Origin of the sequence: Streptomyces sp. NBC_01429 (assembly GCF_036231945.1) — a bacterium.
Classification (GTDB): Bacteria; Actinomycetota; Actinomycetes; order Streptomycetales; family Streptomycetaceae; genus Streptomyces.
Genome location: NZ_CP109599.1, coordinates 2,834,221 through 2,848,759, shown reverse-complemented (window position 1 = coordinate 2,848,759; position 14,539 = coordinate 2,834,221). Strand labels below are relative to the sequence as shown.

General features: G+C 71.7%; 10 protein-coding genes and 1 pseudogene. 9 read left to right on the top strand and 2 right to left on the bottom strand.

What is annotated here, in order from left to right; all coding sequences use genetic code 11:
• Positions 1–42 precede the first annotated feature (42 nt).
• Both OG627_RS12025 and OG627_RS12020 read left to right on the top strand, forming a co-directional pair.
• Positions 43–1,542 carry a hypothetical protein gene (locus OG627_RS12025; protein ID WP_329064255.1) on the top strand — a complete coding sequence of 500 codons (1,500 nt, stop codon included), beginning with the start codon at positions 43–45 and terminating at the stop codon, positions 1,540–1,542.
• Entirely contained in the window at positions 1,539–3,908 is a 2,370-nt protein-coding gene (locus OG627_RS12020; RefSeq protein ID WP_329064253.1) for a glycosyltransferase, read from the top strand. The genes OG627_RS12025 and OG627_RS12020 overlap by 4 nt, the downstream gene beginning before the upstream one ends.
• An 89-nt stretch (positions 3,909–3,997) precedes the next feature.
• Here the strand turns inward: OG627_RS12020 and OG627_RS12015 are convergent, their stop codons facing one another.
• The gene (locus OG627_RS12015) at positions 3,998–5,425 is read right to left on the bottom strand and encodes a polysialyltransferase family glycosyltransferase (protein ID WP_329064250.1); all 1,428 of its coding nucleotides are present in this window, start codon (positions 5,423–5,425) and stop codon (positions 3,998–4,000) included.
• Positions 5,425–6,405 carry a glycosyltransferase family 2 protein gene (locus OG627_RS12010; protein WP_329064248.1) on the bottom strand — a complete coding sequence of 327 codons (981 nt, stop codon included), beginning with the start codon at positions 6,403–6,405 and terminating at the stop codon, positions 5,425–5,427. The genes OG627_RS12015 and OG627_RS12010 overlap by 1 nt, the downstream gene beginning before the upstream one ends.
• 241 nt (positions 6,406–6,646) lie before the next feature.
• Between OG627_RS12010 and OG627_RS12005 the strand changes: the two genes are divergently transcribed.
• The 7 genes and pseudogenes from OG627_RS12005 (at position 6,647) to OG627_RS11975 (ending at position 14,452) form a co-directional block, all read left to right on the top strand.
• Positions 6,647–7,975: a DUF6716 putative glycosyltransferase gene (locus tag OG627_RS12005; protein WP_329064246.1), complete on the top strand. Its 1,329-nt coding sequence runs from the start codon at positions 6,647–6,649 to the stop codon at positions 7,973–7,975.
• A 107-nt stretch (positions 7,976–8,082) separates the two neighbouring features.
• Positions 8,083–9,342: an acylneuraminate cytidylyltransferase gene (locus OG627_RS12000; RefSeq protein ID WP_329064244.1), complete on the top strand. Its 1,260-nt coding sequence runs from the start codon at positions 8,083–8,085 to the stop codon at positions 9,340–9,342.
• 13 nt (positions 9,343–9,355) lie between these two features.
• Positions 9,356–10,282 (top strand): N-acetylneuraminate synthase family protein, encoded by a 927-nt coding sequence (locus OG627_RS11995; protein ID WP_329064242.1) that lies wholly within the window; start codon positions 9,356–9,358, stop codon positions 10,280–10,282.
• A 4-nt stretch (positions 10,283–10,286) separates the two neighbouring features.
• Positions 10,287–11,381, top strand: a complete 1,095-nt coding sequence (locus OG627_RS11990; RefSeq protein WP_329064241.1) for a hypothetical protein — start codon at positions 10,287–10,289, stop codon at positions 11,379–11,381.
• A gap of 44 nt (positions 11,382–11,425) precedes the next feature.
• Positions 11,426–11,828 (top strand): annotated as a pseudogene (locus OG627_RS11985) (PIN domain-containing protein).
• Between the two features lie 145 nt (positions 11,829–11,973).
• Positions 11,974–13,263 (top strand): amidohydrolase, encoded by a 1,290-nt coding sequence (locus OG627_RS11980; RefSeq protein WP_329072597.1) that lies wholly within the window; start codon positions 11,974–11,976, stop codon positions 13,261–13,263.
• A 136-nt stretch (positions 13,264–13,399) separates the two neighbouring features.
• The gene (locus OG627_RS11975; protein ID WP_329064237.1) at positions 13,400–14,452 is read left to right on the top strand and encodes a BMP family lipoprotein; all 1,053 of its coding nucleotides are present in this window, start codon (positions 13,400–13,402) and stop codon (positions 14,450–14,452) included.
• The last annotated feature ends 87 nt before the right edge of the window (positions 14,453–14,539 follow it).

The following is a 14,539-nucleotide window of genomic DNA, read 5'->3' as shown; positions in this document are numbered from 1 at the left end:
CCGCCTACCGTCCGCGGGGCAGACGCTTGGAGAAGCATGACAATGGGCCGCAATCGATGGCCGGTGCCGCTCAACGGGGACAGCCCGGCCCTATCGCCCCAGTCCGGCGTGCCGGAGGTCCGGATCGATCCCGCCGGGCTCGACGCCTGCGTCCGCGCCTGCGCGGCACACAGCGGAAAGCTGGTCGGGAGCCTCGGCCGCCGGCGGATCGAGCTGGCCGAGAAGCTGCGGCAGCTGCTCGCCGTGCACGCCGTCACCGAGCGGCCCGCGGCGCCCGCGCGCACCGCCACCACCCTGCTGCGGCGCTCCGCCGGCCCCCGCTCCGCCGTGGACGGCGAGCTGCTCGACGCGCTGCTCGCGGTCGGCAACAAGGCGCTGGACTGCGGTTACGACGACGAGCTGAAGCTCGCCCTGCTCATCACCGACACCGTGCTGACGCACCGCAAGGGCTCCCGGGCCGGCTGGCGGCTGCGCGCCAGGACGCTGGAGGCGCTCGGCGACGAGTCCGGCACGATCGACGCCTACGACCGCTACCTCGCGCTCACCGACGACGACGGGTTCGGCGTCTCGTCGAAGAACGCCGGACTGCGCGTCGGCCGCGAGCGCGGCCGGCAGCTGCTGGCGCTGCTGGAGCGCGAGACCCCGCTCGCCGCGCGGTACGCCGGGGGACCGGCCACCGACGTCTGGGCCGAGGGCCTGGCGCTGCACGACCTCGGTGACACGGCCGGCGCCGAACCCCGGCTGGTCGGCGCGCTGCTGGCCATGGCCCGGGACACCGCCACCGCGCTGCCGGACCTCCAGGAGGCCATCGGCCACTACCTGGACCTGCGGATCGCGGCGCGCTCCGGCGACGCCTCCGAGCTGCGCGAACTCGTCGGCCTCTACGCCGAGCAGCGCAGGAACCGGATGCGCGGCCCCGTCCCCGACCCGACGTTCGGCGGCGTCGAATGGCTCACCCTCGGCGAGTTCCGCAACCAGATCGCCGGGAAGTCGATCTGTCTGATCGCCAACTCCCAGAGCGTGGGGAGCGGTTCGCTGGGGCCCGAGATCGACGCGTACGACCTGGTGGTCCGCTTCAACTCGTACCGCATCGACGCCCCGGCCACCGGCCGCCGCACCGACATCCACGCCTCCATCCACAAGCACGGCTTCAACTGGGACCAGCGCGTCACCACCCGGTTGGTCTTCGGCGGGCTCTCGGGCGACTGGAAGTACTCCCTGCGCAACCGGCTGGTGCCCGGGGCGCAGAAGTACCTGGGGGACGAGTCGCTGCGCTGGCCGCTGCGGAACATCGGCCAGATCGGCGCGTCCGTCTGGCCGTCCATCCCCACCAGCGGGTTCAACATGCTCTGGCTGCTGGACTTCCTGGATGTCAGCCCGACCCTCGACCTGATCGGCTTCGACTTCTACGAGAGCGGCGCCTACCGCCTCCAGGAGGCGATGAAGATGCCCATCACCTCCGTGCACGAATACACCAGCGAGAAGGCGTGGGTCATGGAACGCGCCCAGAGCGTGACCGACACGAGGATCTCACTGCGATGACCGTTGACACCCTGCCCGTTCATGCCGGAGCCGACGCCGCCCGGCCGTCCGCCGGTGCCTCCGCCCACGCGCTCACCGGCAAGCGGCGCATCGCCTTCGCCAGCTTCGTCGACGAGAACTACCTGCCCGGTTTCCTGGCCCTGCTGCGCAGCCTCGCCCTCTCCAACCCGAAGGTGTGCGAGGACTTCCTCGTCTTCCACGACGGTCTGCGGCCCGCCTCGGTGGCCCGGATACGCGCCCTGCACCCGCGCGTCGAGCTGCGCCGCGTCGACGCGGCGCGCTACGACACGTACGCCAAGGGCGACCAGGACAACTACCTGGTGCGCAAGGCGTACTTCATCCTCGACGTGTTCCGGATCCGCGACTACGACACCGTGATCACGCTCGACACCGACATGGTGGTCCTCGGCGATCTGGGCGAGCTGCTGAGGCTGCGCGAGGGGCTCGCCGCCGTACCGCAGTTCTTCTACGGTCAGCACAAGCTCAACAGCGGACTCCTGGTCATCCAGCGCGAGTATCTGACCGACGCGTTCTGCGCGCGGATCGACGCCACGGGCCGCTCCGGCGACTACGAGCTGGACAAGCACGACCAGGGCATCCTCAACGCCGTCCTCGACGGCGACTTCCGCCAGCTCGACAGCCGCTTCAACTTCGTCAAGCGGCGGCTCTCCGGTGATCTGCCCGTACCCGAGGACACCGCGATCCTGCACTTCACCGGGCGGCACAAGCCGTGGCTCGGCGGGGAGGCCGGGTACGGGCAGGCCGAGGAGCGCTGGCGCGAGTACGAGCTGTCCGACGCCGAGTTCCACGCCGCCTACCTGGCGCGGTCCGGGAGCGCCCACCACGATCTGCTCGTGCACTACGGCACCCCGCACGTCCGGCGCACCGGCGACGTGGACACCGCCCGCCGGGTGGCGCTCGCGCACATCGGCGCGGGCGAGTTCCAGGAGGCCGTCGACCTCCTCGGGTCGGTGCGGATCCCGGTCGACTCGGCGTGGCCGCACGAGGTGTACGGGCACGCGCTGATGAGCGTCTCCCGGTACGACGAGGCCGAGGCCCAGCTGCTGCTGGCCGCCGCCGCCCCCAACCGCGCCGCCACCGCCTTCTCCCGGCTCGCGCAGATCGCCTGGATCCACGGCGACGACACCGCCGCGCACGACTACGCGACGGACGGCCTCGCCGTCGACCCCACCCACCGCGCCAACCGGCTGATGCGGCTGCGCACCCAGGGCGCCACCGGCGGCGGAGTGCCGGGGCAGCGCGAGGGCTCGGCCGACGAGCAACTCGCCCATGTGGCCTTCTACATGCCCCAGCAGGGCAACGCGGGCGACAAGCTGCTGCCCGAGTCCGTACGGCTGACCTTCGGCCCCGACACCGGGCCGCGCCGCTGGCACTCCGTCCACGCGCACCGGCTGTTCGACGACGCCGCGCTGGAGCGCGTCAACGCCCGGCGCGGGCTCGTCATCGGCGGGGGCGGACTGTTCATCCCCGACACCGCGCCCAACGGCAACAGCGCCTGGCAGTGGAACGTCCCCGACGAGACGCTGAACCGGATCGACGTGCCCGTCATGGTCTACGCCGTCGGCTTCAACGCCTTCGACGGCCAGTCCTACCGGCGCGAGCGGTTCGACTCCAGCCTGCGTCAACTCGTCGAGCGGGCCTCCTTCTTCGGGCTGCGCAACCATGGCTCGATCGAGAAGGTCCGGGCGCTGCTGCCCGCCGGACTCCACGACAAGGTCCGCTTCCAGCCCTGCCCCACCACCGTCACCCGGCACCTGGTCGAGGGCTGGACCGACCCGGCGGAGCGCGCGGACACCGTCCTGGTCAACGCCGCGTACGACCGGGCCGGGCTGCGCTTCGGCCACGACTACGCGCACTTCCTGGCCGAGATGGCGAAGGCGGTGCGGGCGCTCGGCGCGCACGCCGAGGTCAAGTGCGCCGCGCACTCGCTGGACGACGAGAAGATCGCCTTCGACCTGCGGCGCGAGCACGGCATCTCGCTCCCGGTGATCCCGATGTACGACTTCGACAACGACGCGATCAGGGACACCTACGCCCGTACGAAGCTGGTCATCGGGATGCGCGGACACGCGGGCATGATCCCGTTCGGCTGCGGGACGCCGATCATCAGCCTGATCTCGCACCCGAAGATGGCGTACTTCCTGTCCGACATCGAACGCCCGGAGTGGGGCGTCTCCGTCCACGAGAAGGACCTCGGCGCGGTGCTCACCGAGCGCGCGGTGGGGCTGCTGGCCGACCACGCCGCGTCCGTCGCCGATGTGCACGGCCGGCAGCAGGAGCTGTGGAAGATCACCGAGGCGAACGCGGCGGACCTGCGGGTGATCCTGGGCTCGCCCGTCCGCTGACGGAGTCGCGCGGCAGGGCGGAAGGCGGAAGGGGGTGGACCGCGGCGCGGTCCACCCCCCTTCGAGCCACACGGGCTCTCAGGCGCCGGTCAGCGCGGACCGACCCGCAGCACCACCCGGCGCAGCTTGCGCGCCCGCCGCACCATCCGCCGAGCCGTCGCGTTGCGCGGGATGCCGGACAACTGCCCCGGCATCCCGCCGGGCAGCCCCAGCGTGGTGAGCCTGCGCCGCTTGAAGTAGCGCCGCACCCGCTCGTCCGGCAGCGCGGCGAGATACCCCTCGGCGGCCGCGCGCAGCCCGGGGTTGAGCTGCGGCTGCATCGCGAAGCCCACCGCCGTGACCAGCTGCCCGATCCGGGGATCCGGCACGTGGGACTCCCCGTCCGCCGGCGACGCGTCGTCCGGCGACGCCTGCTTCAGCGACGCGTTGTCCAGCGGTGGCAGCAGCGCGTCCACGATCGTCACCGGTACCCGGTTGCTGTTCTGGTACGGGGTCAGCCGCTCCAGCAGCAGTTCGGTCCCGGTGCGGCGCACCGGGATGCCGTAGAACGCCGACGCCGTGAACAGCGCCGTCGAGAAGCAGCCGATCACCAGCGCCGGCCTCAGCCGCCGGTAGAGCACCTCGGCGAGCACCGGCGTGTCCAGGACGGTCAGTTCGGCGCCGAGCCGCTCCGCCTCCTCCTCCAGCCGCGCCCACCGGACGGCGGGCGCCGCCGGATGCGGCTTGAACACCACCCGCGTGTGCCCGAGCGCGACCGCGCCCCGCACCATCCGCAGGTGCAGCTCCTCCTCCTCGTGCTCGGTCAGGATGGACAGCGCGGAGAGGTACTGGCCGAGCAGCAGCGCCGGGGGTACGGACGGAGCCGCGATCGCGATCCCGCTCGCGGCGTCGGAGAGCTGGTCCAGGACCCGGGTGAACGCCCGCGTGGGGATCACCTCGGGCCGTACCCCGAACTCGGCGAGCAGCAGCGGATCGAGACCCGGTACGAGATCGAGGTGCAGCACCCGGCGCACCCGCTCGCCGACCAGCGGATCGATCTTGGAGCGGGTGGGCCCGTAGCTCATCAGCCCGTCCGCGTACACCTCGACCGGCGCGCCGGTGAAGATCTGCGCGATCGCCAGCGCCGGGTTGACCTGGATCGACTCGACGATCAGCTCGACCCGGGCGTCGCCGAGGTGCCAGGCGAGCCGCAGATGGCGCTCCCAGAGCGGGATGTCGTCGGGCCTGGGCGACCAGGAACCCGGGTGGTACGGCTCGATCGTCTCGTTCCACGACACCAGGTCGTCGAACCGGCCGCGCAGCCGCTCGAACCCCGGCATCCCGTCGACGGGCGGGGTCAGTTCGGGTGTCCCGGTGTTGTTGCAGACGACCAGGACCCGCCGGTCGGCCGGGCCGAGGAGCCCGGCGTCGAGCGCGGCGGCGAGGGTGGCCGCCCCGTAGAGGGTGGAGACGCAGAGGATCTGCGTGGTGGAGCGCGCGGACCCGGCCGGCGCGTCCGGCGCTTCGGAGGACCCCATCAGGCCGCCGCCCTTCCGGCGGACGGCATCCGCCGGCGCAGTCGTCGCAGTTGGTCCGAGCGGTCCAGGTCCATCGAGTCCAGCGCTTCCTTCAGGAGATCCTGCGGCAGCCGCTTCAGCGCGGCGGCGCTCATGGCGCGCAACTGCCGTGCGACGGACGGCTCGAACCGGTCCCTCGCGGCCAGGTGGTGGGCGATGATCGCGCAGTACGTACGTACCGCCTTCGGCAGCAGACGGTCCGCTTCCGCGTCCTTCGACGTCTCCTCGATGATCTGGTCGAAGGCCCGGATGAAGTCCAGCTGGCGCACATCGCCGATCTGGGTGAGGGACGAGGCGACGCCCCGCCGGTAGAACACCCCGAGCAGACCGACCACGCCGAACGTCTCCGCCTCGCGGTGCAGCCGCCAGATCCACGGCCGGTCCTCGGCGGTCCGCAGACCGTCCGTGAAGTGCACCAGACCCCGGTCGACCAGCCGCCGGTGGTAGACGCCCGCCCAGGCGTACGCGTAGTCGACGGAGGTGGACCGCTCGGCGGGCAGGATCGCGTCCCGGGGCCGCAGCACCTCGTCGCGCCTGCCGACCGGGACGCGGTGGACCGTACGGGCCCTGGCGGTGAACTGGACATGATCGGTACGGACGAAGTCGCAGCCCAGCCCCTCGATGGAGGCGACCAGTCGCGCGTAGTACCCGGGGGCCGCCCAGTCGTCGCCGTCGAGGAAGGTGACGTACTCGCCGCGCGCCGCGTCCAGGCCCGTGTTGCGCGCGGTGGCCAGACCGCCGTTGTGCTCGTGTCTCAGCAGGACCGCACCCGGAAGGTCGCGCACGGCCCGGTCGAGGATGTCCGGGGTGGAGTCGGTCGAACAATCGTCGACCAGCAGGAATTCGAAGTCCTCGCGGCTGTTGGCGCGCAGACTTCTCAGGGTTTCGAGGGCATATGTCTGCACGTTGTAGAACGGCACGACAACAGAGAGCTTGACCACCCCGGCGACGTTAGGCGCCGGCCCGTCCCGCGGCCCGACATCCGGGCACCGGCCAGGTGAACGAAGAGTGGCGGAATGATGAATCCACCCGTTCCCCTTTCCGCGCGCTTCTCCTCCCTGCCCCCGGCGCGTCGCTTTTCATCCGCTTTCCGGGCCGCGACGCCATTCGTAGATGTGCTGTTAACCCTTTATTGCGGTTGAGTTGGGCCGACAAACGGAATCGCTTTCTAACGTCCGTGTCGTGTCCTCACGTACCAGCCAAGCTGTCCGGGTCGCCGTGCTCGCCGACTCCGACACCCGGTGGAAATGGGGCGCGCTCACCGCGCGCCGTATCGCCCCCGGTGGCCGCCCCGCCGAGCTGAGCGGCTTCCTGCTGCGCGGACGGGCCACGCCCACCGCCCGGCAGCTGGACGAGGTCGGCGCGACGTCGGCCGACGACGCGCCGCGGGAGGTGACCGGGGTCGCGTTCCTGCGGGAGCTGCGCGAGGAGCCGTACGACGTCGTCGTGCTGGCCCTGGTCGGCGGCGCCGTTCAGGCCCTGCTGCACGGCATCGCCGCGCTGGACCTCGCCCGCAGGCCCGTCGTCGTCACCGGCTATGTCGGGGTCGTCTACGAGAAGCTCTCGGACGGGCTGCTGCTGCGGCACGGCGCCGACCTGGTCCTCGCCAACTCCCGCCACGACGCGCAGCGGTTCCGCGCCGTGTACGAGGGAGTGGGCGCCGACGCCGCCTCGGTCACCGAAGCCGCGCTGCCCTTCCTCGGCGGCGAGCGCTACGTCCCCGAGACCGGCCGCGACACGCTCGTCTTCGCCGCCCAGCCGTCCGTGCCGGTCACCCGCGCCGACCGCGCGTATCTGCTGCGGCGCCTGGTCGAGCACGCCCGGCTGCACCCGCGCCGCGAGGTCCTGCTCAAGCTGCGCTCCAAGCCCGGCGAACACACCACGCACGTCGAGGAGTTCCCCTACCAGCGCCTCGCGGAGAAGCTCCCCGGCGGCCTGCCGCCCAACTTCCGCCTGGTGTACGGGAACATGGGCGAGGTCCTGGACCGTACGGACCTGCTGGTGACCGTCTCCTCGACGGCGGCCCTGGAATCCCTGCACCGGTCCATTCCGACCGCCGTCCTCACCGACTTCGGGATCCGCGAGCCGCTCGGCAACCACCACTTCATCGGCTCGGGCTGCCTGGCCTCCTGGGACCAGCTCGACGGCGGCGGACGCCCGGGCGCCGACCCCGTCTGGGCCGACCGGCAGGGCGTCGCCGCGGACGGCTCGTACGCCTCGGCCTTCGACGAGGCCCGCGCACGGCTCACGAAGCTGGTCGACACCGGCGCGCTCCCGGACATCAGCCCGTACTACACGGCGACGACCGCGCCCGGATACCTGCCGGGCCTGCTGGCCCGCTACCACCTGGCGGCGGACGGCACCCCGCTGCCGTCGTCCCGTACCGCGCGGGCCGAGACCGGCGGAGTGCGGCGCGTGGTGCGCGAGGCGGTACGCGGCGCGGCGCGCGGCGCCTACCGGCACGGCGTGCAGCGCGTGGCCCCGGTCATCCGCCGGATGGGCGAGCTGTGACCCGCCCCCGGACCGGCGGCCCCGGCACCGACCGCCCCGACGCCTGCCGCCCCGGCACCGACCGCGCCGGGACCGACCGCCCGGCATCCACTCATCAAGGAGAACTGATGACCGTCCTCGCGGTGATCCCCGCACGCGGCGGATCCAAGGGCGTCCCCGCCAAGAACCTCGCTCCCGTCGGCGGTGTCCCGCTGGTCGTCCGCGCGGTCCGCGCCTGCCTCGCGGCCCGCCGCGTCACCGATGTCGTCGTCTCCACCGACGACGCGGCCATCGCCGAGGCCGCCCGCGCCGCCGGCGCCGAGGTCGTGCTGCGCCCCGCCGCCATCGCGGGCGACACCGCGACCAGCGAGGCCGCCGTACTGCACGCGATGGACGCCCACGAGGCGATGCGCGGCGCGGTCGCCGAGGTCGTCCTGCTGGTCCAGGCCACCAGCCCCTTCCTCGCCGCCGACGACATCGACGGCGTCGTACGCGCCGTCACCGACGACGGCGCCGACACCGCCCTGACCGTCGCCCCCACCCACGGCTTCCTGTGGCGCCGCGACGGCGAGGGCAGCCCCGAGCACGTCGGCGACGCCTCGCTCCTGCTCGGCGGCTACGGCGTCAACCACGACCGGGCCAACCGCCCGCGCCGCCAGGACCGGCCCCAGGAGTACCTGGAGACCGGCGCCGCCTACGCGATGCGCGCCGGCGGATTCCGCGCCGCCAAGCACCGCTTCTTCGGCCGCACCGCGCTCGTCGAGACCGACGCCTCACGCGTCCTGGAGATCGACGACCCGCACGACCTGGCCCGCGCGCGGGCCCTGGCGCCGCTGCTCGAACCGCCGGTGCTCCCGGCCTACGACGACATCGACGCCGTCGTCCTCGACTTCGACGGGACCCAGACCGACGACAAGGTCCTCATCGACGCGGACGGCCGTGAAATCGTCGCCGTCCACCGGGGCGACGGCCTCGGCACCGCCGCGCTGCGCCGCTCCGGGCTCAAGCTGCTCATCCTCTCCACCGAGCGCAACCCGGTCGTCGCCGCCCGCGCCCGCAAACTCGACGTGCCGGTACTCCACGGCATCGACCGCAAGGACCTCGCACTGAAGCAGTGGTGCGACGAGCACGGGATCGCGCCCGAACGGGTGCTGTACGTCGGCAACGACGTCAACGATCTCCCGTGCTTCGGCCTCGTCGGCTGGCCGGTGGCCGTCGCGAGCGCCCATGACGCCGTACGCGCCGAAGCGCGTGCCGTCACCACGACACCCGGTGGGGAAGGGGCGATCCGCGAGATCGCCGGCTGGCTCCTGGGCCCGGCCCTCCAGCCCCCTCACCGCACGCCTCACCAGACCCCCCACCAGTCCCCTCACGACACCCTCACGTAAGGACCGACCCTTCATGAGCACCAACGCCACCTCCCGCCTGCGCACGCTCGGCACGCGGACCGCGGGCCCCGGCCGTCCTGTCTACGTGACGGGTGAGATCGGCATCAACCACAACGGCGAGCTGGACAACGCCCTCGCCCTGATCGACGTCGCCGCCGAGGCCGGCTGCGACGCGGTCAAGTTCCAGAAGCGCACCCCGGAGATCTGCACCCCGCGCGACCAGTGGGACATCGAGCGCGACACCCCCTGGGGCCGGATGACGTACATCGACTACCGTCACCGCGTCGAGTTCGGCGAGGACGAGTACCGCTCCATCGACGAGCACTGCCGCAAGCGCGGCATCGACTGGTTCGCCTCCCCGTGGGACACCGAGGCCGTCGCCTTCCTGGAGAAGTTCGACGTCCCCGCCCACAAGGTCGCCTCCGCCTCGCTCACCGACGACGAGCTGCTGCGCTCCCTGCGCGCGACCGGCCGCACCGTCATCCTCTCCACGGGCATGTCCACGCCGAAGCAGATCCGGCACGCCGTCGAGGTCCTGGGCAGCGACAACATCCTGCTCTGCCACGCCACTTCGACGTACCCGGCCAAGGCCGAGGAGCTGAACCTGCGCGTGATCAACACGCTCCAGGCCGAGTACCCGAACGTCCCGATCGGCTACAGCGGCCACGAGACCGGCCTCCAGACCACCCTCGCCGCCGTCGCCCTCGGCGCCGCGTTCGTCGAGCGCCACATCACCCTCGACCGCGCCATGTGGGGCTCCGACCAGGCCGCCTCCGTCGAGCCGCAGGGCCTCACGCGCCTCGTCCGCGACATCCGCACCATCGAGGCGTCCCTCGGTGACGGCGTCAAGAAGGTGTACGAGTCGGAGCTGGGCCCGATGAAGAAGCTCCGCCGCGTCGCGGGCGTCGTCGCCGAGTCCGCCGAGCCGGTGGCGGTCTGACGTCATGATGCTGACCGGTGCCCGCGGGGACGCCACCCCGCACCCCCGTGTGATCACTCCTGCGATCGCCTTCGTGGAGAGCCCGGTCCAGCTGCTCAATGTGCTGGAGTGGGCGAACGCGAGCGAGACGGGTCACGCCGAACTGACCCTCGTCGTCCTGTCGCCCACCGACCCCATGTCGCGCGGCCAGCTCCGCCGGATGGCCGAGCTGGCCCGCGACGCGGGATTCGCCGTGCGCTGGCAGGAGGCGCGCGGCGGCGCCGGCGCGCCGCTGAAGACGGTGCGCCAGCTCGCCCCGCTGCTGCGCGGGGCGGACCGGATCGTCATCGGCGATCCGTTCTCCCGCTACGTCCAGCTGCTGCTGACCCTGGTCGGCGGCAAGGAGCTGACCGTCGTCGACGACGGCACGGCGACCATGGAGTTCGTCGGCCAGCTCGCCCGCGGCGAGCGGCTGGTGCGCTGGCACCGGCGCGGCGGCGGCCGCTCGCCCCGGGAGCTGGTCCTCGCGCCCGTCACGGCGGTCGCGAGGCGCAGGCTGACGCCGTCGGCGGCCCGTACGGTCGAGGTCTTCACCTCGATGCCCGTCGAGGAGGTACCGGACGGCATCACGGTCCGCGCCAACCGCTTCGCGTGGACCCGCGCCACCTTCGGCCCGCCGCGGATCTCTGCGAGCGCCGACATGGTCGGTACGTCGCTGGTCGAGACCGGCGTCGTGGACGCCGACCAGTACACGGCGGCGGTCACCACCCTCGCCCGCACCCACGGCGCCACCCGGTACTTCGCCCACCGCAGGGAGAACCCCGACAAGCTGCACCGCCTGCACGCCGCCACCGGCCTGGAGATCGTCCGCCCCGACCTGCCCCTGGAACTGATCGCCAGGCGCGGCCCGATCGGCTCCACGATCCTGAGCTTCCCCTCCACCGTGGTCCACACCCTGCCGCTCGCCCTGGTGGGCACGGGCGTACGGGTCGCGGTCTGCGACATAGCCCCGGAGTGGCTGAAGGAAACGGCGTCCCCGCGCGCCCAGGGCTTCCTCTCCGGCGTCACCGGCACGGCCCGCGACGTCCACCGCCTCCCGAGACTGCCGTCGCCGGCGTGACGTGGGGGCCGCGTGAGGGGCCCGGGGCCTCCGGGTCACTCACCCTGTTCAACCGTTCGGACCCCGACCATCCGGAGGCCGGGAAGGTCGCGGACGGTTGCGCGCTGCTCGTCGTCGCGCCCCTTGCCCTGACCGAGGTGCACCAGGTCGCCACCATCCGCGCGGGCCGTACCGCTGCTGACGGAATCCTCCGCTCGCTGACGACGCGCACGCGCCAGACGCGGTTGGTCATGGCCCGGATCACTCCGGAGCTGCTCGACGCGGCCCTGGCCGTGCGTGCTCGCTACGACTCCCTGGAGCTCTATCTCGTCGATTTCCGTGAACGTGGCCCTTGCCGCCGAGTACGGGACGGACGCCGTGTTCACGCGGGACATCCGTGACTTCCGGGCCGTCAGGCCACTGGGCGGCAGGTTCACCCACTTCCGTGTCCTGCCGGACGATCTCTGAGCCGGGAAAATGGAGCGGTATACCCGCTGTGTCTGGGGGTCATGCATGCCCGCTCCGGATTTCTTCCCCTGACTGGCTGAAATTTTGTTGATCCATAGGTGGTTGATCACTGAAGGGGCCTACTCTTCAACAGGTGAGCCAGCTGATGTCCCGTGAGTCCGAAACCGACCGCTCCAGCGACGAGGCGTCTCCCGTGACGCCCTCCGCCGTACTGCCCGGCGCGCTGCCTCCGGAGCTGCGCGCCGAGCTGATCGCCTTCCGCCGGGACATGCACATGCATCCCGAGCTGGGCAATCAGGAGTTCCGCACCACCGCCGCGATCAAGAGCCGGCTGGAGCGGGCCGGGCTGGAGCCGCGCGTCCTCAACACCGGGACCGGGCTCTTCTGCGACATCGGCGTCCGCCGGACCTCCGGCGCCGACGCCGGGGAGCCGGATCCGGCCTCGGGGACCGCCCGGCCCATGCTGGCGCTGCGCGCCGACATCGACGCGCTGCCCATCCCGGACACCAAGACCGGCGTCCCGTACCGCTCCACCGTGCCCGACCGGGCGCACGCCTGCGGACACGACGTCCACACCACCGCCGTGCTCGGCGCCGGGCTCGTGCTGGCCGATCTGGACCGGCGCGGGCTGCTGCCCAACCCCGTACGGCTGATCTTCCAGCCCGCCGAGGAAGTGCTGCCGGGCGGCGCCGCCGACGCCATCAAATCCGGGGTGCTGGACGGCGTCGGCTCCATCATCGCCGTGCACTGCGACCCCCGGGTCGACGCCGGCAGCATCGGGCTGCGCCCCGGGCCGATCACCTCCGCCTGCGACCGGCTGGAGATCACCCTGGACGGGCCCGGCGGCCACACCGCGCGCCCGCATCTGACCACCGACCTGGTCACCGCCGTCGCCAAGGTGGCCACCGAGGTGCCCGCGCTGCTCGCCCGCCGGGTCGACGCCCGCTCCGGGCTGGCGGTCACCTGGGGCCGTATCGAGGCGGGCCACGCCTGCAACGTCATCCCGCAGCACGCCGAACTCTCCGGCACCGTCCGCTGCCTCGATCTGCCCGCCTGGCGCGACGCGCCCGACCTGGTGCACGCCGCCATCGACGAGATCGCCGCGCTCCACCACGCCAAGACCCAGATCGACTACGTCCGGGGCGTCCCGCCGGTCGTCAACGACCCGGACGTCACCGAGCTGCTGCGCTCCGCGCAGACCGCGCGGCGCGGGTCGTATGCAATCGAGGACACCGAGCAGAGCCTCGGCGGCGAGGACTTCTCCTGGTACCTGGAACAGGTGCCGGGAGCCATGGCCCGCCTCGGCGTGCGCAAGCCCGGCAGCCAGGAGCGCTATGACCTGCATCGTGGCGATTTCGATGTGGACGAGCGGGCGATCGAGGTCGGCGTGGAACTTTTCACCGCCGCCGCGTTGATCGATGGCAACCGTTTGTAATCGGCCAGGACACCTCGCGTTCGCGACGATCCGATAACGGCTTCCGTACAGGTCTTTAACTGACATCTACGCGCGTTACGATCGCCGCGAAACCAGCGCCGGAAGAGGCGCTTCGGTCAGGTTGAAGGAGCCTCTCTTGCGCCGGATCACCAGGATAGTCACCGTGAGCGCCACGACGGCCGCGCTCGCGCTGGCTGCCACCGCGTGTGGCAACAAATCGTCTTCGGACACGGCCTCGGGGGACTCCGCGGGAGCCAAGGCGGCCATCGCGTACGACGTCGGCGGCCGTGGCGACCAGTCGTTCAACGACGCCGCGTACGCGGGCCTGGAGAAGGCCCAGAAGGACCTGAAGATCAAGGGCAGCGCCGCCGAGCCCTCGGACGGCGAGGCGGACGCCGACAAGATCCAGCGGCTGACCGAGCTGGCCCGCGCCGGCAACAACCCGGTGATCGGTGTCGGCTTCGCCTACGCGCCCGCGATCAAGAAGGTCGCGGCGAAGTTCCCGAAGACGACCTTCGGCATCATCGACGACGCCTCGGTGACCGACAAGAACATCGCCAACATGGTGTTCAACGAGGAGCAGGGCTCCTACCTCGCCGGTGTCGCCGCCGCCAAGGTCTCCAAGAGCAAGACGGTCGGCTTCATCGGCGGTGTCGAGACCCCGCTGATCAAGAAGTTCGAGGCGGGCTTCGAGCAGGGCGTCGCGGACACCGACCCGAAGGTCAAGGTGCTCTCCCAGTACCTGACCCAGCCGCCGAACTTCGACGGCTTCTCCAAGCCCGACCTGGGCAAGGCCGCCGCGCAGGGCCAGCTCGACAAGAAGGCCGACGTCATCTACTCCGCCGCCGGTCTCGCGGGCTCCGGCTCCATCGAGGCCGCCGCCAAGGCCGGCAAGTGGGCCATCGGCGTCGACTCCGACCAGTACAACCAGAAGGGCCTGACCGAGTACAAGGACCAGATCCTGACCTCGGTCACCAAGGACGTCGCGGACTCCGTGTACAACCTGATCAAGTCGGTCCAGGACGGCAAGCCGCAGTCCGGTGAGATCCGCTACGGCCTGGACAAGGACGGCGTCGGCCTGGCCGACTCCAACCCGGCCTTCACCAAGATGACCGACGTGATCAGCGCGGTCGACAAGGCGAAGCAGGAAATCATCGACGGCAAGATCACCGTCAAGACCACCCCGTAACCGGTAGGCGGGGCAGCGCACCGTAACCCCTGAGCGCCGGACCGGCTGGAACCAGCCCGGTCCGGCGCTCACGGGAACCGCGTCCCG

What these genes read in the sequence shown, in the direction of transcription:
- OG627_RS11990 (WP_329064241.1), top strand. Translation starts at nt 10,287, where the DNA reads ATGATGCTGACCGGTGCCCGCGGGGACGCCACCCCGCACCCCCGTGTG.
- OG627_RS12015 (WP_329064250.1), bottom strand. Translation starts at nt 5,425, where the DNA reads ATGGGGTCCTCCGAAGCGCCGGACGCGCCGGCCGGGTCCGCGCGCTCC.
- OG627_RS12020 (WP_329064253.1), top strand. Translation starts at nt 1,539, where the DNA reads ATGACCGTTGACACCCTGCCCGTTCATGCCGGAGCCGACGCCGCCCGG.
- OG627_RS12025 (WP_329064255.1), top strand. Translation starts at nt 43, where the DNA reads ATGGGCCGCAATCGATGGCCGGTGCCGCTCAACGGGGACAGCCCGGCC.
- OG627_RS11995 (WP_329064242.1), top strand. Translation starts at nt 9,356, where the DNA reads ATGAGCACCAACGCCACCTCCCGCCTGCGCACGCTCGGCACGCGGACC.
- OG627_RS12000 (WP_329064244.1), top strand. Translation starts at nt 8,083, where the DNA reads ATGACCGTCCTCGCGGTGATCCCCGCACGCGGCGGATCCAAGGGCGTC.
- OG627_RS11980 (WP_329072597.1), top strand. Translation starts at nt 11,974, where the DNA reads ATGTCCCGTGAGTCCGAAACCGACCGCTCCAGCGACGAGGCGTCTCCC.